The organism is Streptomyces sp. NPDC096048 (genome assembly GCF_044763415.1).
In the GTDB taxonomy this organism is placed as follows: domain Bacteria; phylum Actinomycetota; class Actinomycetes; order Streptomycetales; family Streptomycetaceae; genus Streptomyces.
On the sequence record NZ_JBIWGG010000001.1, the window covers coordinates 111,787 to 135,403 of the forward strand.

A 23,617-nucleotide genomic window follows, 5' to 3' on the forward strand; every position below is an offset into this window, starting at 1 on the left:
GGGTCGCTGAATCGTGGAGAATCTGATTGCGCTGCTGGTGGCGGCGCCCCTGCTCGGAGCGGCGGTCCTGCTGTGCGGCGGACGCCGGCTGGACGCCGTAGGCCATTGGATCGGCACGCTGCTGGCCGCCGCGTCCTTCGTGATCGGCGTCGTCCTCTTCACCGACATGCTCGGCATGGGCGCCGAGGACCGCACCCTGACGCAGCACCTGTTCAGCTGGATCCCCGTGGAGGGATTCCAGGCCGACGTCGCCTTCCGGCTCGACCAGTTGTCGATGACGTTCGTCCTGCTGATCACCGGCGTCGGCTCGCTCATCCATCTGTACTCGGTCGCGTACATGGAGCACGACGAGCGCCGCCGCCGCTTCTTCGGTTATCTGAACCTGTTCCTCGCGGCGATGCTGCTGCTCGTCCTCGCCGACAACTACCTGCTGCTGTACGTCGGCTGGGAAGGCGTCGGTCTCGCCTCCTACCTGCTGATCGGCTTCTGGCAGCACAAGCCCAGCGCCGCCACCGCCGCGAAGAAGGCCTTCCTGGTCAACCGCGTCGGAGACATGGGCCTGTCCATCGCGATCATGCTGATGTTCCTGTGGTTCGGCACCTTCGCCTTCGGGCCGGTGCTCGGCGGCCACGGGGAGGCCGGACTCGCGGGCTCGGCGGACGAGGGCAAGCTCACCGCGATCGCCCTGATGCTGCTCCTGGCCGCCTGCGGCAAGTCCGCCCAGGTGCCGCTGCAGTCCTGGCTCGGGGACGCGATGGAGGGTCCGACTCCGGTCTCCGCCCTCATCCACGCCGCGACCATGGTGACGGCGGGCGTGTACCTGATCGTCCGCTCCGGCGCTATCTTCAACGGCGCGCCCGACGCGCAGCTGGTGGTCACCATCGTCGGCGCGGTCACGCTGCTGTTCGGTGCGATCGTCGGTTGCGCCAAGGACGACATCAAGAAGGCGCTGGCCGGTTCGACGATGTCGCAGATCGGCTACATGGTGCTGGCGGCCGGCCTCGGCCCGATCGGCTACGTCTTCGCGATCATGCACCTGGTGACGCACGGCTTCTTCAAGGCCGGGCTGTTCCTCGGTGCCGGCTCGGTCATGCACGGCATGAACGACGAGGTCGACATGCGCCGCTACGGCGGACTGCGCAAGTACATGCCGGTCACGTTCATCACCTTCGGCCTCGGGTATCTCGCCATCATCGGCTTCCCGGGTCTGTCCGGCTTCTTCTCCAAGGACAAGATCATCGAGTCGGCGTTCGCCAAGGGCGGCACCGAGGGCTGGATCCTCGGCGCCTGTGCTCTGCTGGGCGCGGCCATCACGGCGTACTACATGACGCGCGTGATGCTGATGACGTTCTTCGGCGAGGAGCGCTGGCGGAACGCCCCGACGCCGTCGCCCGCGAAGCCCGACGTGGAGCCCGCTGCCGAGACGCGCGGCGAGTACACGCCTCCGCACCCGCACGAGTCGCCGAAGGCCATGACGATCCCGATGATCGTGCTGGCCGTCGGCTCGGTGTTCGGCGGCGCGTTCTTCAGCATCGGTGACCGCTTCGTGCACTGGCTGGAGCCCATCACCGGGCACGACCACGGGCACGCGCCGATCAGCGCCCTGACGGTCACGATCTCCACGGTCGCCGTGATGGTGATCGGCGTGGCGGCTGCCTGGGCGCAGTACGGCCGTCGTCCCGTCCCGGCCGTCGCCCCGCGCGGGTCGCTGCTCACCCGGGCCGCCCGGCGCGACCTGCTCCAGGACGACTTCAACCACGTCGTCCTGGTCCGCGGCGGGGAGCACCTCACGCGCTCCCTGGTCTACGTCGACCACACCCTGGTCGACGGGGTCGTCAACGGCACGGCGGCCTCGGTCGGCGGCCTGTCCGGGCGGATGCGCAAGCTGCAGAACGGGTTCGCGCGCAGTTACGCGGTCTCGATGTTCGGCGGTGCGGCGGTCCTCGTCGCCGCGACCCTGCTGATGAGGGCGGTCTGATACCGATGTCCTTTCCCCTGCTGACAGTCACGGCGGTCCTTCCGGCCGCCGGGGCGATCGCCACGGCAGCCGTGCCGGCCGCGAAACGCACCGTGGCCAAGTGGCTGGCGCTGCTGGTCTCGCTGGCCACGCTCGCGCTGGCGATCGCGGTCCTGGTCCGATTCGACCCCGGCGGCGACCGCTACCAGCTCACCGAGTCCCACTCCTGGATCGCGGACTTCGGCGTCCGGTACGAGCTGGGCGTGGACGGCATCGCGGTGGCGCTGATCGCGCTGACCGCCCTGCTGATCCCGTTCATCATCCTGGCGGGCTGGCACGACGCCGACCCGCTGGAGACCGGCAGCACCAGGTGGCGGCCGACGCAGGGCTTCTTCGCCCTGATCCTGCTGGTCGAGGCGATGGTGATCATCTCCTTCGAGGCCACCGACGTCTTCCTCTTCTACATCTTCTTCGAAGCCATGCTCATCCCGATGTACTTCCTCATCGGCGGCTTCGGGGACCGGGCCCACGAGCACGGCGAGAAGACCGCGGCGACACAGCGGTCGTACGCCGCCGTGAAGTTCCTCCTCTACAACCTGGCCGGCGGCCTGATCATGCTGGCCGCGGTGATCGGGCTCTACGTGGCCGCCGGGAACTTCTCGCTCACCGAGATCGCCGAGGCCCGGGCGAGCGGCGAGCTGACCATGTCGACCAGCACGGAGCGCTGGCTGTTCCTCGGCTTCTTCTTCGCCTTCGCGGTGAAGGCGCCGCTGTGGCCGCTGCACACCTGGCTGCCCAACGCCATGCAGGAGTCCACCGCTCCGGTCGCCGTGCTCATCACCGCGGTCGTCGACAAGGTCGGCACCTTCGCGATGCTGCGCTTCTGCCTCCAGCTCTTCCCGGAGGCGAGCAAGTGGGCGACGCCGGTCGTCCTCGTCCTGGCGGTCATCAGCATCATCTACGGGGCGCTGCTCGCGGTCGGCCAGCGCGACATCAAGCGGCTGATCGCCTACGCGTCGATCTCGCACTTCGGCTTCATCATCATGGGCATCTTCGCGATGACCAGCCAGGGCCAGTCCGGCGCGACGCTCTACATGGTCAACCACGGGATCTCGACCGCCGTACTGATGCTGATCGCCGGTTTCCTGATCTCGCGGCGCGGTTCGCGGCTCATCGCCGACTACGGCGGAGTGCAGAAGGTCGCCCCGGTGCTCGCCGGCACCTTCCTGATCGGCGGCCTGGCGACCCTGTCGCTGCCCGGCCTGGCACCGTTCATCAGCGAGTTCCTGGTGCTGGTCGGCACGTTCACGCGCTATCCGGTGATCGGCATCATCGCCACCTTCGGCATCGTTCTCGCCGCGCTCTACACCCTGGTCCTCTACCAGCGGACGATGACGGGCCCGGTGAAGCCGGAGGTGTCCGCGATGCCCGACCTGCGGGTGCGCGAGCTGGTGGTCGTGGCGCCGCTGGTGGCGCTGCTGATCTTCCTGGGCGTCTTCCCGAAGCCCCTCACGGACATCGTCAACCCCGCGGTGGAGCAGACCATGTCCGACGTACACATGAAGGACCCCCAGCCTGAGGTGGAGGCGGCCAAGTGAGCGCAACAGCCGTCCACAGCCTGTGGACAACGGCGGCCACGGCGGCCGACCCCATCGGGAAGATCGACGCGCCGAAGATCGAGTACGGGCAGCTGTCGCCCGTCCTCATCGTCCTCGGCGCGGCGATCATCGGAATCCTGATCGAGGCCTTCGTGCCGCGCAGGTCCCGCTACTACGTACAGACCTTCGTGTCCGCCGTCGCACTCGTCGCCGCCTTCGCCGCGGTCGTCGCGCTCGCGGCGGGCGGGTACGGCACGACGAAGGCGGGCATCGCGGCGATGGGCGCCATCGCCGTCGACGGACCGGCCCTGTTCCTGCAAGGCACGATCCTGCTGGCGAGCCTGGTCGGCCTGTTCACCTTCGCCGAGCGGCGGCTCGACCCGGAGGCGCACGGCAACCGCGTCGACTCCTTCGCCGCGCAGGCCGCGTCCGTACCGGGCAGCGAGAGCGAGCAGAAGGCGGTCAAGGCCGGCTTCACCACCACGGAGGTGTTCCCGCTCCTCCTCTTCGCCGTCGCCGGCATGCTGGTCTTCCCGGCGGCCAACGACCTGCTGACGCTCTTCGTGGCGCTGGAGGTCTTCTCCCTCCCGCTGTACCTGCTGTGCGCGCTGGCCCGCCGCAAGCGGCTGATGTCGCAGGAGGCGGCGGTCAAGTACTTCCTGCTCGGCGCCTTCGCCTCCGCCTTCACCCTGTTCGGCATCGCCCTGCTCTACGGCTACGCGGGCTCGATGTCGTACGGCACGATCGCGCAGGTCGTCGACGGCACCGTCCAGAACGTCACCCCGGCGCTCGCCGACACCATGGGCAACGACGCGCTGCTCCTGGTCGGGGCCGCGCTGATCGTCATGGGTCTGCTGTTCAAGGTGGGCGCGGTGCCGTTCCACATGTGGACGCCGGACGTGTACCAGGGCGCGCCGACGCCGGTGACCGGCTTCATGGCGGCGGCCACCAAGGTCGCGGCCTTCGGTGCCCTGCTCCGCATCCTCTACGTCGTCCTGCCCGGCCTGCGCTGGGACTGGCGGCCGGTGATGTGGGCCGTGGCGATCGTCACCATGCTGGCCGGCGCGATCGTCGCGATCACTCAGACCGACATCAAGCGGTTGCTGGCGTACTCGTCGATCGCGCACGCAGGCTTCATCCTCGCCGGTGTCATCGCGACCACGCCGGACGGCATCTCGTCCGTCCTCTTCTACCTGGCCGCGTACTCCTTCGTCACGATCGGCGCCTTCGCGGTGGTGACGCTGGTGCGCGACGCGGGCGGTGAGGCGACGCACCTGGCGAAGTGGGCCGGGCTCGGGCGCAGGTCGCCACTGGTGGCGGCCGTGTTCGCGGTGTTCCTGCTGGCCTTCGCGGGCATCCCGCTCACCTCCGGCTTCTCGGGGAAGTTCGCCGTGTTCAAGGCGGCGGCGGAGGGCGGCGCGGCCCCACTGGTCGTGATCGGTGTGATCTCGTCGGCGATCGCGGCGTTCTTCTACATCCGCGTGATCGTGCTGATGTTCTTCAGCGAGCCGAGGCCGGAGGGCCCGACCGTCGCGGTGCCGTCACCGCTGACGATGACGGCGATCGGCGTCGGAGTGGCGGTCACGGTGGTGCTCGGTGTGGCGCCGCAGTACTTCCTGGACCTGGCGGGACAGGCGGGGGTGTTCGTGCGCTGACGCGGCGCTCGCGTCTTCGCGGCTGTGGTCCGGCACCTCTTTCGAGGAGGTGCCGGACCACAGCTCCGTGCGCTGGGCTACTCGCCGCCGCGGCGCGGTTTGATGGCCGTCAGGTCCAGGTCCATCGGGAAGGGCGCGCTCACCTTCATGCGCTCGCGGAAGATGCCGACACTGGTGTAGGCGCCTGTGGTGGGTTCCAGTTCGAAGGCGTGGACGACGGCGAGTCCCTTCTCGTTCTCGACCCGCCAGTAATGGGTGATGCCGGCCCGGGAGTACTTCAGGGGCTTGGTCTCGCGGTCGCGGGAGACCGATTCGGGGGAGACGACCTCGACGGCCAGAGTGACGGCCTCGGCGGGGTAGCGGGTTTGCTCCGGGTCGTCCACCACATCGCCTCGCACGACGATCACGTCCGGCTCGGGCCGGTTCTGCCGGTCGATGTCGATGGTGAACTCGCGGATGACCTCGAACTCCGCGGGGGCGAGGGACTGTAGTCGCCATTCGAAGAAGCTCACTGCGCGTGAGTGAAAGAGGGTCTGCGGACTCACGAAGACGAGGCTCCCGTCGATCAGCTCCGTGTGCGGAGGCAGGTTGGGAAGCCGGTCCAGGTCGTCCGCTGTCCAACCGCCTTCCGGCGGGATCGGCCAGTCGGATGTGGACGCCCTCGGTGCGACGCTCATCAGTGCTCCCATGGGACGGAGTCTCGCGGGTGCAATCAGACTATCGGCCGGAAACGGATGGGTCTCCCGCGAACGTGTGAACGACTGTCGTGTCCTTGACGCGGGTGATGGTGGCTACCGTGGGTGCCTGTGGATAACTCCGGGGCTGTCGGCGCGGACCCCTATCGTTGAGGCAGTGGTCGGGACAGGGCGGACCAGACAGACCAGACGGACGAGGCAGGACGTACGGGGGACGGGACGATGGGCGGGACGGGCGTGATCGGCGAGATGGCAGAGACAGCACAGGCGACCGGCGTGGGCGGCGAGGCGCTGGCCACGCTGCACCGGGTCTTCGGATACGAGGCCTTCCGCGGCGAGCAGGAGGCGGTCGTCGACCACGTGGTGGCGGGCGGCGACGCCGTCGTGCTGATGCCGACCGGTGGCGGCAAGTCGCTGTGCTACCAGATCCCGTCCCTGGTCCGGCCCGGCACGGGCATCGTGGTCTCGCCGCTGATCGCGCTGATGCAGGACCAGGTGGACGCGCTGCGGGCGCTCGGTGTGCGGGCCGGGTTCATGAACTCCACGCAGGACTTCGACGAGCGGCGCGTCGTGGAGGCCGAGTTCCTCGCCGGCGAGCTGGACCTGCTGTACCTGGCCCCCGAGCGGCTGCGGCTGGAGGGCACCCTCGACCTGCTCTCCCGGGGCAAGATCTCCCTCTTCGCGATCGACGAGGCGCACTGCGTCTCGCAGTGGGGCCACGACTTCCGGCCCGACTACCTCGCCCTGTCCCTGCTCGGCGAGCGCTGGCCGGACGTACCCCGGCTCGCACTGACGGCGACGGCCACCCACGCGACGCACCGCGAGATCACCGAGCGTTTGAACATGCCGGCGGCGCGGCACTTCGTGGCGAGCTTCGACCGGCCCAACATCCAGTACCGGGTCGTGCCGAAGTCCGACCCGAAGAAGCAGCTGCTGAGCTTCCTGCGCGAGGAGCACCCCGGCGACGCGGGCATCGTGTACTGCCTCTCGCGCAACTCCGTCGACAAGACCGCCGAGTTCCTGTCGAGCAACGGCATCGAGGCCGTGCCGTACCACGCGGGACTGGACGCGGGCACCCGAGCCGCGCACCAGTCCCGGTTCCTGCGGGAGGAGGGCCTGGTCGTGGTGGCGACCATCGCCTTCGGCATGGGCATCGACAAGCCGGACGTGCGCTTCGTCGCCCACCTGGACCTTCCCAAGTCGGTCGAGGGCTACTACCAGGAGACCGGCCGCGCCGGGCGGGACGGCCTGCCGTCGACCGCCTGGATGGCGTACGGCCTCAACGACGTCATACAGCAGCGCAAACTGATCCAGTCCGGCGAGGGCGACGAGGCGTTCCGCCGCCGGGCCCAGTCCCACCTGGACGCGATGCTCGCCCTGTGCGAGACCGCCCAGTGCCGCCGCGGCCAGCTCCTCGCCTACTTCGGGCAGGACCCGGACCCGGCCGGCTGCGGCAACTGCGACACCTGCCTCACACCCCCGGAGACCTGGGACGGCACGGTCCCGGCACAGAAGCTGCTGTCGACGGTGGTGCGCCTGAAGCGGGAGCGCGGGCAGAAGTTCGGCGCGGGGCAGATCATCGACATCCTGCTGGGCAAGCGCACCGCCAAGGTGATCCAGTTCGACCACGACCAGCTCTCCGTGTTCGGCATCGGCGAGGAGCTGACCGAGGGCGAGTGGCGGGGCGTCGCCCGGCAGCTGCTGGCCCAGGGACTGCTCGCGGTCGAGGGCGAGTACGGCACGCTGGTGCTGACCGAGACCAGCGGGTCGGTCCTGCGCCGGGAGCGGGAGGTGCCGCTGCGCAAGGAGCCCAAGAAGCCGGCCACGGCCCGGTCGACAGGCGGCGGACGGGGAGACCGCAAGCCCAAGGCCGCCGCGGCCGAACTGCCCGAGGAACTGCTCCCCGCCTTCGAGGCGCTGCGCGCCTGGCGCGCGGAACAGGCCCGCGAGCAGGGCGTTCCGGCATACGTCATCTTCCACGACGCCACGCTCCGGGAGATCGCCACCGCCTGGCCCACCTCGATCGGGCAGCTCGGAGGCATCAGCGGGGTCGGCGAGAAGAAGCTGGCCACGTACGGGGAGGGTGTGCTCGCGGTGCTGGCGGGGCTGAACGGGCCGGCCGCGGCCACGGCGCCCGTGCCGGGCGGCCCGTCGGCCGGATCGGGCGCGGGTTCCGGTTCCGGCGCGGACGACTGGCCCGAGAGCGAGCCGGAGCCCGAGCCCGACGACTGGATATAGGCGACGGGCGCGCGGCTTCCTACGCCAGCGCCGTCAGGCCCGGAGCGAAGGTGATCAGCAGCGGGAGGAGGGGGACCAGAGCGGCCGTCGCCGTGGTCAGGGCCCTGTGCCGGGGGAGCAGGCGGGGGGAGGGTTCCAGGAGGCGGTCGACCCGTTCGCCGAGGAGTCGGTGGCTGGAGGAGCAGGACAGGACGCCGCGGTGCTGGTTCAGCTCGATCAGGGCCAGGGCCGTGGTCAAGTGGCCGCAGCGGCGGGAGGCGGTGTCGTCGGCGGAGAGTTCGACCAGGCGGTGGGTCTGGTCGCAGAAGTGGGCGAACAGCGGGACCCGCGGAAAGCCGGTGGCCAGGGCGGTGGACAGGTGCAGCAGCCAGTCGTGGTGGGCCCGGGCGTGGCCCCGCTCGTGGGTGAGGACGGCGTCGAGCTGATGGTCGGTGAGGCGCTGCAGAGCACCGGTGGTGACGATCAGCTGGGGCGGGTTGCCGGGCATCCACCAGGCGTCCGGGTACTCGTCCTCCAGGACCAGCAGGGGGCCGCGGGCGGCGGGGAGTCCGGCGGGCAGGTCAGGGGCGCGCTCGCGCAGGGTGGCGCGTGAGCGGGCGCGCCTTCGACGGGCCTCGACGAGTTCGCGGGCGAGCATGGCGGTCGTCCAGGCGGCACCGCCGGCCAGCAGGAGGGTGAGGGCGGCCGCCCAGGGCGGGCCCGCGGAGAGGTTGTAGGCCGCGGTCACCGCCGGCGGCGCCGGCGCGAAGAGCTGGGCGCGCACGGTGCCGAAGACGGCGGCGGCGCCGAGGGCGAGGGCCGTCAGACAGCACAGCAGGACGGTGGCGACCAGGCACTGCCACACCCAGAGCGCGACCACGGGGTCCCGCTCGGGCCACGCGGACCGGGTCAGCGCGCGCGGCACCGGTACCGCGGCGGTCACGGCGACGACGAACAGCAGGAGCAGGCAGAGGGTCATGCCACGGGCTCCGGATCCTGGTCGGAAGGGCGGCTCTGGCTGTGAGGGGCGATGGCGCGAACAGTGGTGCGACTGGGGTGCGGCTGTGGTCGGACCGGCGGGACGGTGCTCGTAGCGCGGGTGCGAGCAGGCCGCGCACACCGCCCGACGCCAGTATGACGGTGACGGGCGGTGTGAGTCAGCTCCAGACGGACAACGGATCCGAGCGCGGGGCAGTCGCGGGAGCCGCGGGAGTCCTGTGGTTACCGTCCGGCCCGCGCCGCGGTCACCCGGCCGGTCACCTCGCCCAGCCCCACCCGGGTGCCGCCCGGCCCCGGGGCCCAGGCCGACAGGGTCACCACGTCCCCGTCCTCCAGGAACGTCCGCTTGCCGTCGGGGAGTTCGAGGGGATCGCGTCCGTTCCAGGTCAGCTCCAGCAGGGACCCGCGCTCCCGTTCGGTCGGTCCGCTCACCGTGCCGGAGCCGTAGAGGTCGCCGGTACGCAGCGAGGCGCCGTTGACGGTCATGTGGGCCAGTTGCTGGGCGGCCGTCCAGTACATGGTGGAGAACGGCGGCTCGGAGACGACGTGGCCGTTGACGGCGACGGAGATCCGCAGGTCGTAGCCTCCGGGTTCGTCGAGATCCCCGTCCGTGTCGTCGAGGTAGGGCAGCAGTTCGTGGGTGCGCTCCGGCGGGGCCACCCGTGCCTCCTCCAGGGCGTCCAGCGGCGTGATCCACGCCGACACCGACGTGGCGAAGGACTTGCCGAGGAACGGGCCGAGGGGGACGTACTCCCAGGCCTGGACGTCCCGCGCGGACCAGTCGTTGAGCAGGCAGAGTCCGAAGACGTGCTCGCGGAAGTCCCCGAGCGCCACCGGGCTGCCCAGCTCGGACGGCACGCCCACCACGAAGCCGACCTCGGCCTCGATGTCGAGGCGGACGGACGGGCCGAAGACGGGAGCGGTGTCGGTGGGGGCCTTGCGCTGCCCAAACGGCCGTACGACGTCCGTGCCCGACACGACGACCGTGCCGGAGCGGCCGTGGTAGCCGATGGGGAGGTGCTTCCAGTTCGGGGTGAGGGAGTCGGCGGCGTCGGGACGGAAGATCTGGCCGACGTTCCGGGCGTGGTTCTCGGAGGCGTAGAAGTCGACGTAGTCCGCGACCTCGAAGGGCAGGTGCAGGGTCACCGACGACAGCGGGTGGAACAGGGGTTCCAGGGCCTCGCGGTGGGAGGGGACCGTCACCCATGCCGTGAGCGCGCGCCGTACGTCGGACCAGGCGGTGCGGCCGGCCGCCAGCAGCGGGTTCAGGGTGGGCCGCGCGAGCAGGGAGGCGTACGGCGATCCGAGTGCGTGGGCCGCCGCGCCGGCGTCGAGGACGTGGTCGCCGAGCCGGACGCCCACCGTCCGCTCCTGCCTGCCGGGGATCGAGAACACGCCGTACGGAAGGTTGTGCGGGCCGAAGGGGTCGCCCTCGGGGACATCGAAGGGGGGCATCGGGTGCTGCCTCGCTTTCGTGCTCGCCATGCGCCGTGCGCGCCGTGTGCGCCACGTGGTTCGTGGCCGGGCCACACGTTACGGGTGACATACCCGTCTTGGGCAGTGCGTCGGGAGGTGGCGGCGCGTGGCGGGGGACGCGCGTTCAGGCGTGCTGACGTGCGGGGAGTGGTCCGGGCGACCGTGGGTGGGGACGGGGGAGTGACCGGTGGGACGGCGTCTTCGGGGCCCGCGTACGCCCGCGCGGACGGCCGGAGATGTGGCTCTCCGCTTCCGCTTGTGCGCGGGAAGTTGTCCACAGGCCGGTACGCAATCTTGACGGAGCGGTGCGAACGGGGCGACTCTGGGCGGGTGCCGGAAGGCCTCGGGGAGGGGGCTTTCGATGGCACATCAGGGGGGCGGATGGCCACAGGGGAGGCCGGTCCGGAGTCGGTGCGGGACGGTTCGCAGCCGAGGAAGCGGCTGGAAGCGACCATGCGCGGCCGACTCGGCCGGGAATGCGTGTACGTACCGTCATGCCGTTTCGGGCTCTACGCGGCACTGCGTCACTGGTGCCCGCCGGGCGGCCGGGTGCTGATGTCGCCGGTCAACGACGACGTCATCTTCTTCGTCGTGCTCGCGGCCGGACTGCGGCCGGTGCAGGCGCCGTTGAATCCGTCGGACGCGTCCATCGACATCGATGCCGTGCCCGAGGCGCTGTGGGGCTCGCTTTCCGCCGTAGTGACGACCAACCTGTACGGCAACCCGGACCCGGCGCCCGGACTGCGGGCCCGCTGCGACGCGTTGGGCATCCCGCTGTTCGAGGACGCGGCGCACGCCATCGGCAGCGAGGTGGGCGGGCGACCGGTCGGCGCCTGGGGCGACGCCTCCGTTTTCAGCCTGTCCAAGCACGTCGGCGCCAAGGCCGGAGGAATCCTCGCGGTCGCCGACCCGAGGCTGCGGGACACTCTGGAGAAAGCCTGCGACGACCTGCTGCTGCCGCGCCGTGCGACGGCGGAACTCGCCTACGCCGTACGGCCGTACGCGGAGGCCGCCGTGCGGGGGCTGCGGCTGCGGCGGGCCGCCTGGGCCGCGATGCGGCTGCTGGGGCTGCTGGAGCGCGAGGAGATCCGGATGCCGCTGCGTCCGGAGGAGCTGGCCCGCGCGGTCGCCGCGGCCCCGGACCTCGGTGCCCAGGACTCCCTCGATGCCCACGACCCCTGGGTCCGTGTCGACATGCACGACTACCGGCTGCGCGCCGGCCGGTTCCGGCTCGGGCGCATCGGACGCGGGCTCGACCGGCTGGACGATGTACTCGCCGGCTGCCGTGCGGGTACGGAGCTGCTGCTGTCGACGCGTTGGGCGACGCCGGCCGGGTGGGAGGGCCCGAGGGGCCGATCACCGGGCGCGGCGCAGCCGTTGTTCCGCGTGCCGTTGCTCGTGGCGGACCGGGACGCGGCGGTGCGGGCGCTGGCCCGGCGCGGCATCGTCGTCGGCTACCTCTACGATCCGCCGCTGGACGACTACGCGGGCGCCGCCTTCACCGACCCGTCGCCCTCTCCGGAGGGGGCGCGCTGGTTCGCGCGGCACGCGCTGCCGGTGGATCCGCTGCGCGCCCGCGCGGCCGTCGCCGCGCTGGAGGAGTCCGGAGCACGACCGGCCGAGGCACCCGAAGGGCTGGTCCCGACCGGTGGCTGAGACGCAGGTGCACGAGACCGCGTCGGCACCCGCGGGCGGCGGCCCGACGCCGTCCGGGAGCGGGCACGGAGGCGACTCGCTCTTCAAGAACGCCTACTTCCTGATGCTCAGCACCGGCGTCTCCGCCGTACTCGGCCTCGGCTTCTGGCTCGTGGCCGCCCGCTACTACTCGGAGGAGGCCGTCGGGCAGGGCTCCGCCGCCATCGCCGCCATGCGGCTGCTCGCCAGCATCACGGCGACCACGATGATCGGCGCCGTGGTCCGTTTCGTACCGCGGGCCGGCCGCGCGACCGGGCCGCTGGTGTGGCGGGCGTACGCGGCCAGTTCGGTGGTCGTCGCCGTGGCCGCCGTCGTCTTCCTGCTCACCCTCGACCTGTGGGGCGCCTCGTACGCCCCACTGGGCACCGCCGAGGCGGGGGCGCTGTTCGTCGCGGCGTGCGTGGCCTGGGCGCTGCTCACCCTCCAGGACGGCGTGCTGACCGGGCTGCGCAAGGCGGAGTGGGTGCCCGCCGGGAACGCGGTGTTCTCGGTCGGGAAGCTGATCCTGCTGGCCCTCTTCGCCGGCACGGTGCCGGTGCTCGGCATCTTCGTGTCCTGGGCCGTGGCCATCGCCTTCTCCACCCTGCCGCTCGGCTGGCTGATCTTCCGCAGACTCATCCCGCGCCAGGCCGCCGCCGACCACGACGTGGAGCCGCCCAAGGCCCGCGAGATGGGGCGGTTCCTGGCCGGGGACTCGCTGGGCGCGCTGTTCAGCCTGGCGATGATCAACCTGCTGCCGGTGATGGTCGCGGTCAACTTCAGCGCCGCGGAGAACGGCTACTTCTACGTGGCGTACACCGTCGGCGGCACGATGGAGTTCATGGCCATCAACATGGCCTCCTCCCTCACCGCGCACGCCTCGCACGACCCGCGCCGCCTCGCCGACGGCGTCCGGGGAGCGCTGCGCCGCATGACGCTGCTGCTGGTGCCGGTGGTGCTCTTCCTGGTCGTCTTCGCGCCGCAGATCCTCGCGCCCTTCGACGAGGACTACGCCGAGCACGGATCCACGGTGCTGCGGCTGCTGGCGATCGGGGCGCTGCCGAGGATCGTGGTCGAGCTGTACATCGGCGTGCTGCGCGTCCAGGGACGTACCGGCGTGCTCGCCGCCGTGCAGGGCACCATGTGCGTCCTCGTGCTGGGCAGCGCGGCGATGCTGTTCAGCCCGGCCGGGATCGCGGGCGCCGGCTGGGCGGTGCTGGGAGGCATGACGGTGGTCGCCGTCGGCTGCGTGCCCGGCCTGCGGGCCACCCTGCGCGGCGGTGACGGAGCCGGTCGTCCCGGCGGGCCCCGGGGCTCGGACGGCTCCGGTGGCATCGAGCTGGGGGACGGGCGGGAGCCGGGTCCCGGCAACTCCTACGGCACCCACTGGGCCCGGCTGAACGCCACCGCCGGGTACGGCACGAACTGGGCGCGCCGGGCGGCGTACGAGCACGGGCAGTCCGACGGGGCACCACGGGACGACACCGTCGCCCTGTTCATAGGGCGCCCGGGGTACGAACGGGAGGCCCTGGAGGCGGATACCCTCGCGGTGATCGTCCGGCGGCCCCGGAACCCGGACGCCGAGGCCGAAGCCCCGTCCGGCCAGGGCCCGGCGCCGACGCCGGACTTGACCGGTGCGTCTGATGCGTCCGCTGTCTCCGCTGCGACTGCTGCGGCTGCTGCGACCGAGGCGCCCACTGCGACCGCCGCGTCCGCCGCGTCCGCCGCGCCCCACGCGCCCGGTGCGCCGGACGCGAACTCCGGCCTCGGCTACGGAGAAGGTGACGACGGCGGGATAGGGGCGATCCCCGAGCGGCGTCTGAGGCCTGCCCTGTGGCTGCTGCTCGGCGTCGCCACCTTCGGCTTCCTGGTGGCGTCGCGCGACTTGCCGTGGCTGGGCGGCGCCTCCGAGGTCGGGGCCGAACTCACCGGGCAGGAACTGTTGCGGGGGCTTCCGCTGTCGGCGCTGGTCGCGGGGGCCCTGCTGCTCGTGGTGTTCGTGGCGTCCGTGACGTTGTGCGCCTCGCCCGACCCGTGGCTGCCCGGCGGCGCACTGGGTGCCGCCGTACTGGCCCTGCACGCGGCGCCCGTGGCACTCGGCCGGGAACCGGAGGCGGTCGGTGGGGCGTTATACACCGAGACAGCCGGATTTATCGCGGAAGCGGCAGGGCTCGACGGGCCCGGCCCACTACTGCGCTGGGCTCCGCTCGTCCTGCATCTGCTGTGTCTCCTACCGCTGTGGCTGCTGCTCGGGAAGACGGGCGGCCGGCTGCCGTGGCAGGGACGCTGGGGGGTTCTGTATCTCGTCGCGGTGGGGGGCTGGGTCTGGCGTCAGGAGGTCGCGCCGATCGCGCCGCCTCTTCTCCTGCTGCTCGTCCTCGTCGTCCTGCTCCTGTCCCTGCGCCGCCCGGCCTTCATGACGGGCACGACGGACACGGCGGACATGACGGACCCCCCGCACCGCGCCAGACCGAACGGCATGTCCAGGGACTGATCGAGCACAGAGCCGAATCGCCAGGGGGGAAACCGTCGTGCGTCCGCCAGCAACTCCACGGGAGAGATCCGCACCAGAGCCCGCGCCCGGGCAGGGAACCCGGGACGCGACGAACGAGGACGCGACGAACCGGGACGCGGCGAGCCGGGACGCGCCGGACGCCGGGGAGCCCCGCGCCTCGCAGGAGCGGTCCCGTACCTCGCCGGAGCCGTCCCCCCGTACCTCGCAGGAGTCGGCCACCACGACCTCGGACGAAGCATCAGCCCGGCCGGGCCGGAGGATCACCGCACGCGCCCACCGTCCCTCTACTCCGGAGTCCTCCGGCTCCTCCGCCGAGCTGCCCGTGACGGATCTGTCCGACCTTGCTCCGGCCGCCTGGCCGGCCCGGGTGGCCGCCGCCTGGCCGGCCGTGCCCCTACTCGTCGCACTCGCCCTGTGGGTCTACGCGATGCGGCACACCGACGTGTCCGCCCTGGACGACTACGGCCTGGTCAGCGCCCTGCACCCCACTTTCTGGGCCGGCCTCGCCGTGCTCACCGCGGGTTTCTGGTCCACGGTCCGCGACCCGCGCCGTCGTAACGGCTGGTCGCTCGCGTACGTCCTGGGCCTGCTGGTGATGGAGCGGGCCACCCAGGCCGTTCTCTACCCGACCCCGCTCTACGCGTGGGCGTGGAAGCACGACGCGGTCATCGACCACCTGCTGACGTCCGGCGGTCTCCAGAGCGCGGACCAGCTCGGCGACATGGCCGTATACGACCAGTGGCCCGGCTTCTTCGCCGCCCAGGCGGCGCTGGTGCGGCTGCTCGGTGTGGACAACGCCGCGATGTACATGGCCTGGTGGCCGTTGGTCTCCAGTGTGCTGCTGCTCCTCCCGCTGCTGCTGATCTACCGGACCTTCACCGAGGACCGGCGGCTGATCTGGACCGGCGTGTGGCTGTTCTGCGTCGGCAACTGGGTGGGTCAGGACTACTTCTCCCCGCAGTCCGTCGCCTTCGTCCTGCACCTGGGCGTCATCGCGGTCGTACTGCGCCGCTACGGCCGCTCCGGCGGGCGGGGCGGCCGGCCGGGGCAGGCCGTGTGGACCGTCCTGCTCAGCGTGCTGGTCACCGCCATCGTCGTCTCGCACCAGCTGACACCCGGCATGCTCGTCGTCACGCTCGTCGCGCTGGCCTTCACACGTCGCTACCGCCACTGGGTCCCCGCGGTCACGACGGTTGTGATCTTCCTGGCCTGGTGCCTCACGGCCGCGCTGCCCTTCCTGTCCGCCGCCATGCCGGACATGATTCGCTCCATCGGCGACGTCGGCGCCAACGTCGAGACCGGGTACGGGGCCACCCCCACCGGCGCCGGAGCGGTGGCGACCTCCTGGGCGGCCCGGCTGCTGTCGGGTTCCGTGCTCCTGCTCGCGCTGGTGGGTGTACTGCGCCAGCGGGTGCTGCGGCACCGGGCGCTGCCGCTGCTGCTGGTCGCCGCGGCGCCGCTGCCGATGTTCGTGGCGAGCAGTTACGGCAGCGAGATGATCTTCCGGGTCCTGATGTTCACGCTGCCCGGCGCGGCCTTCTTCGCCGCCGCCGCGCTGCTGCCCAAGGTCCGCACGCTGGCCGCCGACGCCGCCTCGCGGGAGAAGGGCGGACACTCGCCGGCCACCACCGCCCGGCGCCGCCGCCTCCCACTTCCCTCCCTGCCGCCGTTGCGCTACGGCGCGTGGGGGCCGCCGCTCGTGCTGCTCGCCGGGACCCTCGCCTTCGTACCCAGCTACTCGGGCAAGGACCGCATCAACTACTTCCCGCCCAGGGAAGTGGCCCTCGTCCAGCAGCTCTTCGACCAGGCGCCCGACGACTCCTTGGTCGTAGCCGCCAACCGCAACTACCCGCTCGCCTACGAGCAGTACTGGAGAGTCGACCACTACTGGTTCCTCGACGACGAGCGACGCCACGTCGACGAGATAGTCCGGGACCCGGCCGCCGTCCTGGCCCGCGACATGGCCGCCGTGGAAGAGCCGGCCCGCGCCTACTTCCTGCTCACCCAGGGGCAGACGGCCAACTCGGAGATGAACGGCCAGTTGGACAAGGTGCAGTTGAAGCGCGTTCGGGAGTCCGTGGCGACGTCACCGAGGTTCGAGCTGGTCGCCGAGAACAGCGCCGGCGTGCTCTACGTCCTGAAACCGGCGAGCTGAGAAGGGAGCGAGTCAGACCATGACATCGCAGGACGCCAGGACATCGCAGGACGCCACGACATCGCAGGACGCCAGGACACCGCAGGACCTCGTGATCCGTATGCTGCCCCCGTTCGCCGGCTGGCTGGCGCTCGCCGCGCTCGCCCTGCCCGGCGGCTCACCACTGCGCGGCGCGGCCGTCGCCGCGTTCCTGGCCGTCGGCCCGGGCGCCGCCCTGGTCGGGATCTGCGGCCCCGCGCTGCGGGCCCGCCGTGCCGAAGTCCCCGTCGAGCGCCGGGACGCGGACTTCGAACGCCACTCCGACCTGCTGGAACGGCTGATGCTGGCCGTCCTGCTGAGCGTGAGCGCCGCGGTGCTCGTCGCCACGGTGCTGATAGCCGCGCACGCCTTCAGCGGGGACCGCGTCCTGCTGACGCTCACCCTGCTGACCACGCTCGCCGCGTTCTGCCCGCGCCTGCGTGCCTCCCCGCCGACACCCAGCACGGCGCCGGGGGCGGCGCCGAGGACACGGAAGGGTTCCGCTCTGTGAGGTTCGCCCGTCCCGCTCGCCGTACGGCCGGAGACTCGACGACGACCGGACAGCACCGCCGGCCCAAGACCCCCGGAGACCGCGGGGGACCGGGTCGGCGGCGACTGCTGATCACCTCCATCACGGCCACGTGCGCGGTCCTGGTCGCGGTGCTCGCCCTGCGCGACGCCTCCGGCCCCGCTGATCCGGCCGACGACCCGAGGTGCCGCCCGACCGCGCTCCTCGAACCGCCCTGTGGCGCCTGGTTCGGTGCCTTCGTGCCGCACGACAAGTCCGACCTGGCCGAGAAGGTGCGCGCGTACGAGAAGAACGTCGGGCGCGGGCTCGACATCGTGTACACGTACCACGACATGTCCGCGGTCACGGACACCCGCCTGGAAGGCCAGCTCCTCACCGAGCAGGAGCAGCGCGTCGGCGAGGACCGCATGCTGCTGCTGTCCTGGGAGAGCAAGTGGTGGGGCGGCACGAAGCGGCAGCAGCCCACCTGGAAGCAGATAGCCGCCGGCGACCTGGACGACTCCGTCATCGATGTGCAGGCGCGGCGCGTCAAGGACTACGGGCAGCGCACGGGGAAGAAGGTGTTCCTCTCCTTCGACCTGGAGATGGACACCCGCACCCCGGACAACGGCACTCCGGCCGACTACGTGCGGGCCTACCGGCACATCCACGACCGGTTCCGCGAACTGGGCGTCGACAACGTCGTGTGGACCTGGATCATCACCGGCTACCTGGACCACGCCGACCTGTTCGAGCGGATGTACCCGGGGGACGAGTACGTCGACTGGATCGGCTACAACCAGTACAACTACTACCTCTGCCACAAGACAGACTGGCTCAGCTTCGCGCAGACGCAGCACCCCACCCACGACTGGATCCGCGCCAACCTCTCCGACGACAAGCCCCTGATGCTCTCGGAGTTCGGCAGCGCCTCCGACCCGAAGCGGCCGGACCGGCAGGCGGAGTGGTACGCGCGGGTGCCCGGCGTGCTCAAGGAACTGGAGGGCGTCAAGGCCGCCCTCCAGTGGAACTACCGGGACCCGGGGCCGCACTGCGACCTGGCCGTGGCCAATGACCGGGCGTGGGCCAGCCTGCGCAAGGCGGTCGCCGCCCCGCACCTCAACCAGCCCCTCGAGTGACCGCGGTCAGCCGGCGAACTCGGGCCCCCGGACCATGGCACGCCCCCGCCGGTACCACCGCCACGCGACCGTCTTCGGCCCGTCGCGGTAGGGGGCGACGCGGACGCCCCCGCCCGCCAGCCACGCCTCGACGTCGGCCACCGTGTGGCTCCGCCGCACGATGAGCCGGGCGATGCGGTACCGCTCGTCGCGGTCCGAGCTGAGCGCGTGCCGCACGGCGGTCGCCGTCTCGTACCCGGCGCGGGCCGACAGCGACCGCACCTTCGCGCTGTTGTAGCCGTGCGGGTAGGCGAGGTGGCGGACCGGATGCCCGAGGGCGTCCTCCAGCACGGCCTTGGACGTGCGCAGTTCGTACCCCAGGCCCTTGGCGGACAGGGTGTCGAGCTGGGCGTGGGTGACGGTGTGGCTGCCGATCTCCATGCCGGAACGTTCCAGCTCCACCGCCGCGTCCAGGGCCATCATCGGGGCCGGGGGCAACAGACTGCGGCCGCCCGGGGTGATGGCCCCGGTGGTGAGATAGGCGGTGGCGGGCAGCGCGCGCTCGGCCAGCGCCTCGGCCGTGGGACCGGGCAGGTCGGCGAAGCCGTCGTCGAAGGTGAGCAGCACCGGCCGGGGCGGCAGGGGCGCCCGCCCGGCGAGGTGGTCGGCGAGCACGCTGATCGTGACCGGCGTCATGCCGCTGTCCACGATCGCGTCCAGATGAGCGGCGAACTCCTTCGGGGTGACGGTGAACTCGGCGATCCACGAGGGCGGATCGTCCATCACCGCGTGGTAGAGGAAGACGGGTATGTGCCCGCCCGCCCCGCCCGCCCCGCCCGCTGAGGGCACGCCCTTTCGCGCCCCGGCCGCCTCGCTCATCGCGTCTCCAGCCCGACCGTGCGCAGGGCGCGACGGGCGCGCAGATAGCCGACGGGGCCGTACAGCATGCCCCGGCGCTGCAACCGGGACAGGCGCCGCGGCCAGGGATGCGTTCGGGAGTCGTGCCCGCCCGGTCCCTCCGCCGCCGCCGGGTCCGCGTCGTCGCCGGTCGCGCGTACGGCGGTCAGCCCTCGCGCGTGCGCCAGCCCGCCCGGCACCCGGGCGAGGAAGGCCGGCAGCAGCGCCGGCCGGTTCACCAGGATCGCCGTGAGATACGCGGTGAGGCCCGCCCCGTAGCCGTAGGCCTGGGTCTCCAGGTCCCGCCAGGTCTCCCGGTGGTGGTGCCACACCAGCGCATGCGGGGTGTAGCGCAGCCGCTGCCCCTGGGCGAGGACGCGGACGAAGCCGTAGAGGTCGTCGCCGCCCCGTGCGCGCGTGCCCGCGCCGGTCGCGGGGTCGAAGCCGCCGACCGCCCGCAGCACGGCCGTACGGAAGGCCATGTTGGCGCCGGAGCCGAACCGGCCCGCGGTGAACGGGAACAGCGGCTCGTCGGCGGGCGGGTGCGCGGGGTCGTACGTCCGGGGGGTGAACCCCTTCGCGAAGCCGCCGTGGCTCTCCAGGAGCACCTGGGCGGGGGTGCGCAGCCGCGCGGGCAGGATCAGCCCCGTGGCGCAGCCCAGGCGCGGGTCGGCGGCGAAGGGCGCGGTCAGCTCGCTGAGCCAGCGGGGGTCGGCGACCACGTCGTCGTCGGTGAAGGCGACCACCTCGGCCCGTACGACCGCGAGACCCCGGTTGTGGGCGATGGCGAGGCCGGGCACCGGTTCGCACACGTACCGCACCCGCTCGCCGTACTTGCGCTCGACCAGCTCCCGGGTCTCGCCGGTCACGGGCGCGTTGTCGACGACGACGATCTCGAAGTCCGGGTGGTCCTGCGCGAGCAGCGAGTCCAGCGCGCGGCCGAGCTGGTCCGCGCGTTCCCGGGTGGCGACCACGACGCCGGCGGACGGCGGCCGGGGCGACGGCCCGGGCGGCGCCCCTTGCGGCAGCTTCCGGGCGAGCCCGGACAGCACCTCCGTGGGATCCGCGCCCTCGGGGACCTGTCCGAGCACGGTACCGACGGGACGGCCCGCCCGTCTCACCAGGAGGAACACCGTGCCGGACGTCACCGGCGGGCTGCCCGGCCCGGGTCTCAGCTCCGCCCCCTCGTCGCCGGCGGCCCGTCCGTCTCCCTCGGGGCCGAGATCCAGCTCGGCGACCTGCACCGGCCCGATGCCCAGGAACCCCTCTATCTCCCGCCGTGTCCGTGCCTCCTGCCACGCACGCCGCACACCGGCCATGCGCCCACCCCCTCGTGGTTGCCCTCCGTCACGACCGGCGCAGCCGGGCCGCGCCCCTCAACGTCCGTACCGCCAACGACGCCAGCCGGGGCCGGTCGCGCACGAAGCCGTGCGCGCGGCGGGCCGGCTCGCGGCCGAGCCAGTGCAGCGTGGCGCCCGCCCCCACGCGCGTCGCCGCGCCCTCGTACACGGGCAGTTCCCCGGTCTTCAGCGCGTCCTTGTACTCCGCCGGACCCCGTCCCATGTCGAGCATGCCGATGCCCCCGGCGGCGGCTGCCTCGGCCATCCGCAGGTGCAGTACCAGCCCCGGCGAGTACTTGGCGAAAGCCGGGTCGTACGCCGGGAACCAGCACGCCAGGACCGTCGCCGAGCGCAGCCCGAAGTGGGCGGCGACGGGCCGGCCGCCGGCGTAGAGCACGGACAGCGTGCCGGTGCACTCCGGTGCCCGGGTCCCGGCGAGCCGCGCGACGAGCCGGGTGATCCACTCCTGTGCGAACCGGTCCCGGCGTCCCGTCCTGCGGTACTGCGCCGACTTCCACTCCATGAGTGTGCGCAGCGCGGCCGGATCCCGCTCGTCGAACACGAAGCGCACGTCCCCGACCTGACGGCCGAGCCTGCGTTCCTTGGCGAGGGTGGTCTTCAGGAACTTCGGCGACCCGTCGCGCAGCACGCTCTCGTACGCCTCGTAGCCCTTCTCCACGTCGATGACGTAGGTGGTGTGCTCCTCGGCGGCGTGCGGTACGAACAGCTCCTGCTCCGCCTCCAGGTTGTCGAAGGCGAAGCTCGACAGGGAGCAGGCCCGCAGCAGTTCGCGGGTGTCCGGGGCGAGGCCCGGGCGCAGCACCGCGCCCTGGCAGTCCGACACCCCGAGCCCGATCGCCCGGCCCTGGCCCAGCGGCCCGCGCTCGTGCGGCAGGAACCCGGCCGCCTCACCGCCGTCGTACACCACCGCGATCCGCGCCCGCGGCCGCACCCGGGCCACGACGTCGGTGAACTCCGGTTCCATGAACGGATTGCGTGGTGCCGTCGACTTGGCGCGCAGCTCGCGCCAGTGCTCCCGTTCCCCCTCGCCCAGTTCCTCCGGCCTGAGCACACGCACACGTCCGCTGTTCAACCCGACCCCCCGATCAAGTCCCCCCTGGACAGAAGGAAGGTACCCCCGGGGCCGTCCGGCCGGTAGGTAGCGGACCATGTTGTTGCCAACCGGTGCACAGGCCCTTAACCGGCTTTAGCCGATGATGTGCCAGGTTTCGGACACGAACGTGCGTCCTCGTGCGCAGTCGTGCCGTACTCGTGCGGACTCGTGCTGACCTCGCGCCTCCTCGTTCGGAAGCGATCGCGGGTGAGTCGGACAGGTGCGGTGTCCGTATTCTCTGATCATGGACCGCACCGCGTATTCACTCGTCGCCACCGACCTCGACGGCACGCTGCTCCGCGGCGACGACACCGTGTCCGACCGGTCACTGGCCGCGCTGGCGCGGGTGGCCGAGGCCGGTGCGCGGCATCTGGTGGTGACGGGGCGGCCGGCGCCCCGGGTGCGGCCCCTGCTCGACCGCCTCGGCCGCACGGGGCTCGTCGTGTGCGGCCAGGGCGCCCAGGTGTACGACGCCGGCGCGCACCGGATGCTGTGGTCGGTCACCCTGGACCGGGAGCTGGCCGAGACCGCGCTCGGCAAGATCGAGGCCGAGGTCGGACAGGTGCACGCGGCGGTCGACCAGGACGGTGTCGACGGCCTGACGCTCATCGAGCCGGGTTACCTGATGCCGCACCCGACGCTGCCCGCGGTACGGGTCGAGCGGCGCGACGAGCTGTGGAGCGCGCCGATCAGCAAGGTGCTGCTGCGCCATCCCGAACTGTCCGACGACGAGTTGGCGGCGACGGCGCGCGCGGTGGTCGGTTCCCTCGCCACCGTCACGATGTCGGGTCCGGGGACGGTGGAGCTCCAGCCGTGCGGCATCACCAAGGCCACCGGCCTGGCGCTGGCCGCCGAGCGCCTGGGCGTGGGCCGGCGGCGGACGATCGCCTTCGGGGACATGCCCAACGACATCCCCATGTTCGACTGGGCCGCCCACGGTGTCGCCATGGCGGGCGCCCATCCCGAACTCAAGGCGGTGGCCGACGAGGTCACCACGACGAACGAGGACGACGGCGTGGCCGTCGTCCTCGAACGGATCTTCAGAACCTCTTGATACGGCTCAGAGCCTTGTAGCAGGGCTCGGAACCGCGCGATGCGGCTCGGAACCGCGCGATGCGGGCCCAGACCGCGCGATGCGGCTCGGAATCGCGCGATCCGGCCCAGTACCTCCGGTGCGGCTCAGTACGCGCCGAAGACGTTGTCCATCGAGCCGTACCGGTCGGCCGCGTAGTTGCAGGCGGCGGTGATGTTGGCGACCGGGTCGTACGGGTCCCAGGAGGTGCCGGGCACGTGGTACGCCTCGAAGGTCGGGGCGATCACCTGGAGCAGGCCCTTGGACGGGGTGCCGTTGATGGCGTTGATGTCCCAGTTGTTGATGGCCATCGGGTTGCCGGACGACTCCCGCATGATGTTGCGGTGGATGCCCTCGTACGACCCGGGGATGCCGTGCTGCGCCATGATGTCGAGCGACTCCCGGATCCAGCCGTCGAGGTTGTCCGGGTACGTCGTCGCCGCGGTGGTGGCGGTGGCGGCGGTCGTGGTGGCGGCCGGGGTGGCCGCGGAGGCGCTGGTGGCCCCGATGAGCGGCAGGGCGAGCACGGCGGCGCCGGTGGCTGCCACGGCGAGCTTCCGGGCGAGGCGGGCGGTACGGGCGTGACGGTTCTGACCGTTGGCAGACATG

Annotated in this window: 17 protein-coding genes; 10 read left to right on the forward strand and 7 right to left on the reverse strand. The window is 71.9% G+C overall.

The features are described from left to right. Nucleotides 1–13: 13 nt before the first annotated feature. Genes nuoL through nuoN form a run of 3 tightly spaced genes read left to right on the forward strand, consistent with a single transcriptional unit; the run spans nucleotide 14 to nucleotide 5,210 of the window. A complete protein-coding gene (gene nuoL / locus ACIQ6R_RS00600; RefSeq protein ID WP_404168760.1) occupies nucleotides 14–1,978 on the forward strand; it encodes an NADH-quinone oxidoreductase subunit L in 1,965 nt (654 codons plus the stop codon). Nucleotides 1,979–1,983: 5 nt separating this feature from the next. Beyond that, nucleotides 1,984–3,555 carry an NADH-quinone oxidoreductase subunit M gene (locus ACIQ6R_RS00605; protein ID WP_404217789.1) on the forward strand — a complete coding sequence of 524 codons (1,572 nt, stop codon included), beginning with the start codon at nucleotides 1,984–1,986 and terminating at the stop codon, nucleotides 3,553–3,555. After that, nucleotides 3,552–5,210: an NADH-quinone oxidoreductase subunit NuoN gene (nuoN, locus tag ACIQ6R_RS00610; RefSeq protein WP_404217791.1), complete on the forward strand. Its 1,659-nt coding sequence runs from the start codon at nucleotides 3,552–3,554 to the stop codon at nucleotides 5,208–5,210. Before ACIQ6R_RS00605 ends, nuoN begins: the two co-directional genes overlap by 4 nt. A 77-nt stretch (nucleotides 5,211–5,287) precedes the next feature. Here nuoN and ACIQ6R_RS00615 read toward each other — a convergent pair whose 3' ends face one another. Continuing rightward, nucleotides 5,288–5,887 (reverse strand): Uma2 family endonuclease, encoded by a 600-nt coding sequence (locus ACIQ6R_RS00615; RefSeq protein ID WP_404168769.1) that lies wholly within the window; start codon nucleotides 5,885–5,887, stop codon nucleotides 5,288–5,290. A gap of 240 nt (nucleotides 5,888–6,127) precedes the next feature. Here ACIQ6R_RS00615 and recQ point away from each other — a divergent pair, with 240 nt between their 5' ends. Further along, complete coding sequence (recQ, locus tag ACIQ6R_RS00620; protein ID WP_404217793.1) at nucleotides 6,128–8,143, forward strand: DNA helicase RecQ; 2,016 nt, start codon at nucleotides 6,128–6,130, stop codon at nucleotides 8,141–8,143. A gap of 19 nt (nucleotides 8,144–8,162) precedes the next feature. Here recQ and ACIQ6R_RS00625 read toward each other — a convergent pair whose 3' ends face one another. Both ACIQ6R_RS00625 and fahA read right to left on the reverse strand, forming a co-directional pair. Beyond that, nucleotides 8,163–9,101: a M56 family metallopeptidase gene (locus ACIQ6R_RS00625; RefSeq protein ID WP_404217795.1), complete on the reverse strand. Its 939-nt coding sequence runs from the start codon at nucleotides 9,099–9,101 to the stop codon at nucleotides 8,163–8,165. 242 nt (nucleotides 9,102–9,343) lie between these two features. Then, a complete protein-coding gene (gene fahA, locus ACIQ6R_RS00630) occupies nucleotides 9,344–10,576 on the reverse strand; it encodes a fumarylacetoacetase (RefSeq protein ID WP_404217797.1) in 1,233 nt (410 codons plus the stop codon). Between the two features lie 474 nt (nucleotides 10,577–11,050). On the opposite strand from fahA, the gene ACIQ6R_RS00635 reads away from it, so the two are divergent. The 5 genes from ACIQ6R_RS00635 to ACIQ6R_RS00655 all read left to right on the forward strand — a co-directional run bounded on the left by ACIQ6R_RS00635 (nucleotide 11,051) and on the right by ACIQ6R_RS00655 (nucleotide 18,606). After that, nucleotides 11,051–12,253 (forward strand): DegT/DnrJ/EryC1/StrS family aminotransferase, encoded by a 1,203-nt coding sequence (locus tag ACIQ6R_RS00635; protein WP_404218637.1) that lies wholly within the window; start codon nucleotides 11,051–11,053, stop codon nucleotides 12,251–12,253. Further along, a complete protein-coding gene (locus ACIQ6R_RS00640; RefSeq protein WP_404217799.1) occupies nucleotides 12,246–14,765 on the forward strand; it encodes a lipopolysaccharide biosynthesis protein in 2,520 nt (839 codons plus the stop codon). The genes ACIQ6R_RS00635 and ACIQ6R_RS00640 overlap by 8 nt, the downstream gene beginning before the upstream one ends. 343 nt (nucleotides 14,766–15,108) lie before the next feature. Continuing rightward, nucleotides 15,109–16,941, forward strand: a complete 1,833-nt coding sequence (locus tag ACIQ6R_RS00645) for a glycosyltransferase (protein WP_404217801.1) — start codon at nucleotides 15,109–15,111, stop codon at nucleotides 16,939–16,941. 19 nt (nucleotides 16,942–16,960) lie between these two features. Then, on the forward strand, nucleotides 16,961–17,470 hold the full coding sequence (locus ACIQ6R_RS00650; protein WP_404217803.1) for a hypothetical protein: 510 nt from the start codon (nucleotides 16,961–16,963) through the stop codon (nucleotides 17,468–17,470). Next, entirely contained in the window at nucleotides 17,467–18,606 is a 1,140-nt protein-coding gene (locus ACIQ6R_RS00655; protein WP_404217805.1) for a glycoside hydrolase family 26 protein, read from the forward strand. The genes ACIQ6R_RS00650 and ACIQ6R_RS00655 overlap by 4 nt, the downstream gene beginning before the upstream one ends. Nucleotides 18,607–18,612: 6 nt before the next feature. Here the strand turns inward: ACIQ6R_RS00655 and ACIQ6R_RS00660 are convergent, their stop codons facing one another. From ACIQ6R_RS00660 to ACIQ6R_RS00670, 3 genes are all read right to left on the reverse strand, one after another. Next, a complete protein-coding gene (locus tag ACIQ6R_RS00660) occupies nucleotides 18,613–19,368 on the reverse strand; it encodes a polysaccharide deacetylase family protein (protein WP_404218639.1) in 756 nt (251 codons plus the stop codon). A gap of 92 nt (nucleotides 19,369–19,460) precedes the next feature. Continuing rightward, nucleotides 19,461–20,801 (reverse strand): glycosyltransferase, encoded by a 1,341-nt coding sequence (locus tag ACIQ6R_RS00665; RefSeq protein WP_404217807.1) that lies wholly within the window; start codon nucleotides 20,799–20,801, stop codon nucleotides 19,461–19,463. Nucleotides 20,802–20,829: 28 nt separating this feature from the next. Further along, nucleotides 20,830–21,894: a GNAT family N-acetyltransferase gene (locus tag ACIQ6R_RS00670; protein ID WP_404218641.1), complete on the reverse strand. Its 1,065-nt coding sequence runs from the start codon at nucleotides 21,892–21,894 to the stop codon at nucleotides 20,830–20,832. Between the two features lie 286 nt (nucleotides 21,895–22,180). On the opposite strand from ACIQ6R_RS00670, the gene ACIQ6R_RS00675 reads away from it, so the two are divergent. After that, the gene (locus tag ACIQ6R_RS00675) at nucleotides 22,181–22,990 is read left to right on the forward strand and encodes an HAD family hydrolase (protein WP_404217809.1); all 810 of its coding nucleotides are present in this window, start codon (nucleotides 22,181–22,183) and stop codon (nucleotides 22,988–22,990) included. Nucleotides 22,991–23,115: 125 nt separating this feature from the next. On the opposite strand, the gene ACIQ6R_RS00680 is transcribed toward ACIQ6R_RS00675, so the two are convergent. Then, complete coding sequence (locus ACIQ6R_RS00680) at nucleotides 23,116–23,616, reverse strand: transglycosylase SLT domain-containing protein (protein WP_404217812.1); 501 nt, start codon at nucleotides 23,614–23,616, stop codon at nucleotides 23,116–23,118. Nucleotide 23,617 lies beyond the last annotated feature (1 nt).

Bases quoted from the DNA above. Each gene is read 5' to 3' on its own strand.
- ACIQ6R_RS00605 (WP_404217789.1), top strand. From the start codon at position 1,984: ATGTCCTTTCCCCTGCTGACAGTCACGGCGGTCCTTCCGGCCGCCGGG.
- ACIQ6R_RS00615 (WP_404168769.1), bottom strand. From the start codon at position 5,887: ATGAGCGTCGCACCGAGGGCGTCCACATCCGACTGGCCGATCCCGCCG.
- recQ (WP_404217793.1), top strand. From the start codon at position 6,128: ATGGGCGGGACGGGCGTGATCGGCGAGATGGCAGAGACAGCACAGGCG.
- ACIQ6R_RS00625 (WP_404217795.1), bottom strand. From the start codon at position 9,101: ATGACCCTCTGCCTGCTCCTGCTGTTCGTCGTCGCCGTGACCGCCGCG.
- fahA (WP_404217797.1), bottom strand. From the start codon at position 10,576: ATGCCCCCCTTCGATGTCCCCGAGGGCGACCCCTTCGGCCCGCACAAC.
- ACIQ6R_RS00635 (WP_404218637.1), top strand. From the start codon at position 11,051: ATGCGCGGCCGACTCGGCCGGGAATGCGTGTACGTACCGTCATGCCGT.
- ACIQ6R_RS00650 (WP_404217803.1), top strand. From the start codon at position 16,961: ATGACATCGCAGGACGCCAGGACATCGCAGGACGCCACGACATCGCAG.
- ACIQ6R_RS00660 (WP_404218639.1), bottom strand. From the start codon at position 19,368: ATGGACGATCCGCCCTCGTGGATCGCCGAGTTCACCGTCACCCCGAAG.
- ACIQ6R_RS00665 (WP_404217807.1), bottom strand. From the start codon at position 20,801: ATGGCCGGTGTGCGGCGTGCGTGGCAGGAGGCACGGACACGGCGGGAG.
- ACIQ6R_RS00675 (WP_404217809.1), top strand. From the start codon at position 22,181: ATGGACCGCACCGCGTATTCACTCGTCGCCACCGACCTCGACGGCACG.
- ACIQ6R_RS00680 (WP_404217812.1), bottom strand. From the start codon at position 23,616: ATGTCTGCCAACGGTCAGAACCGTCACGCCCGTACCGCCCGCCTCGCC.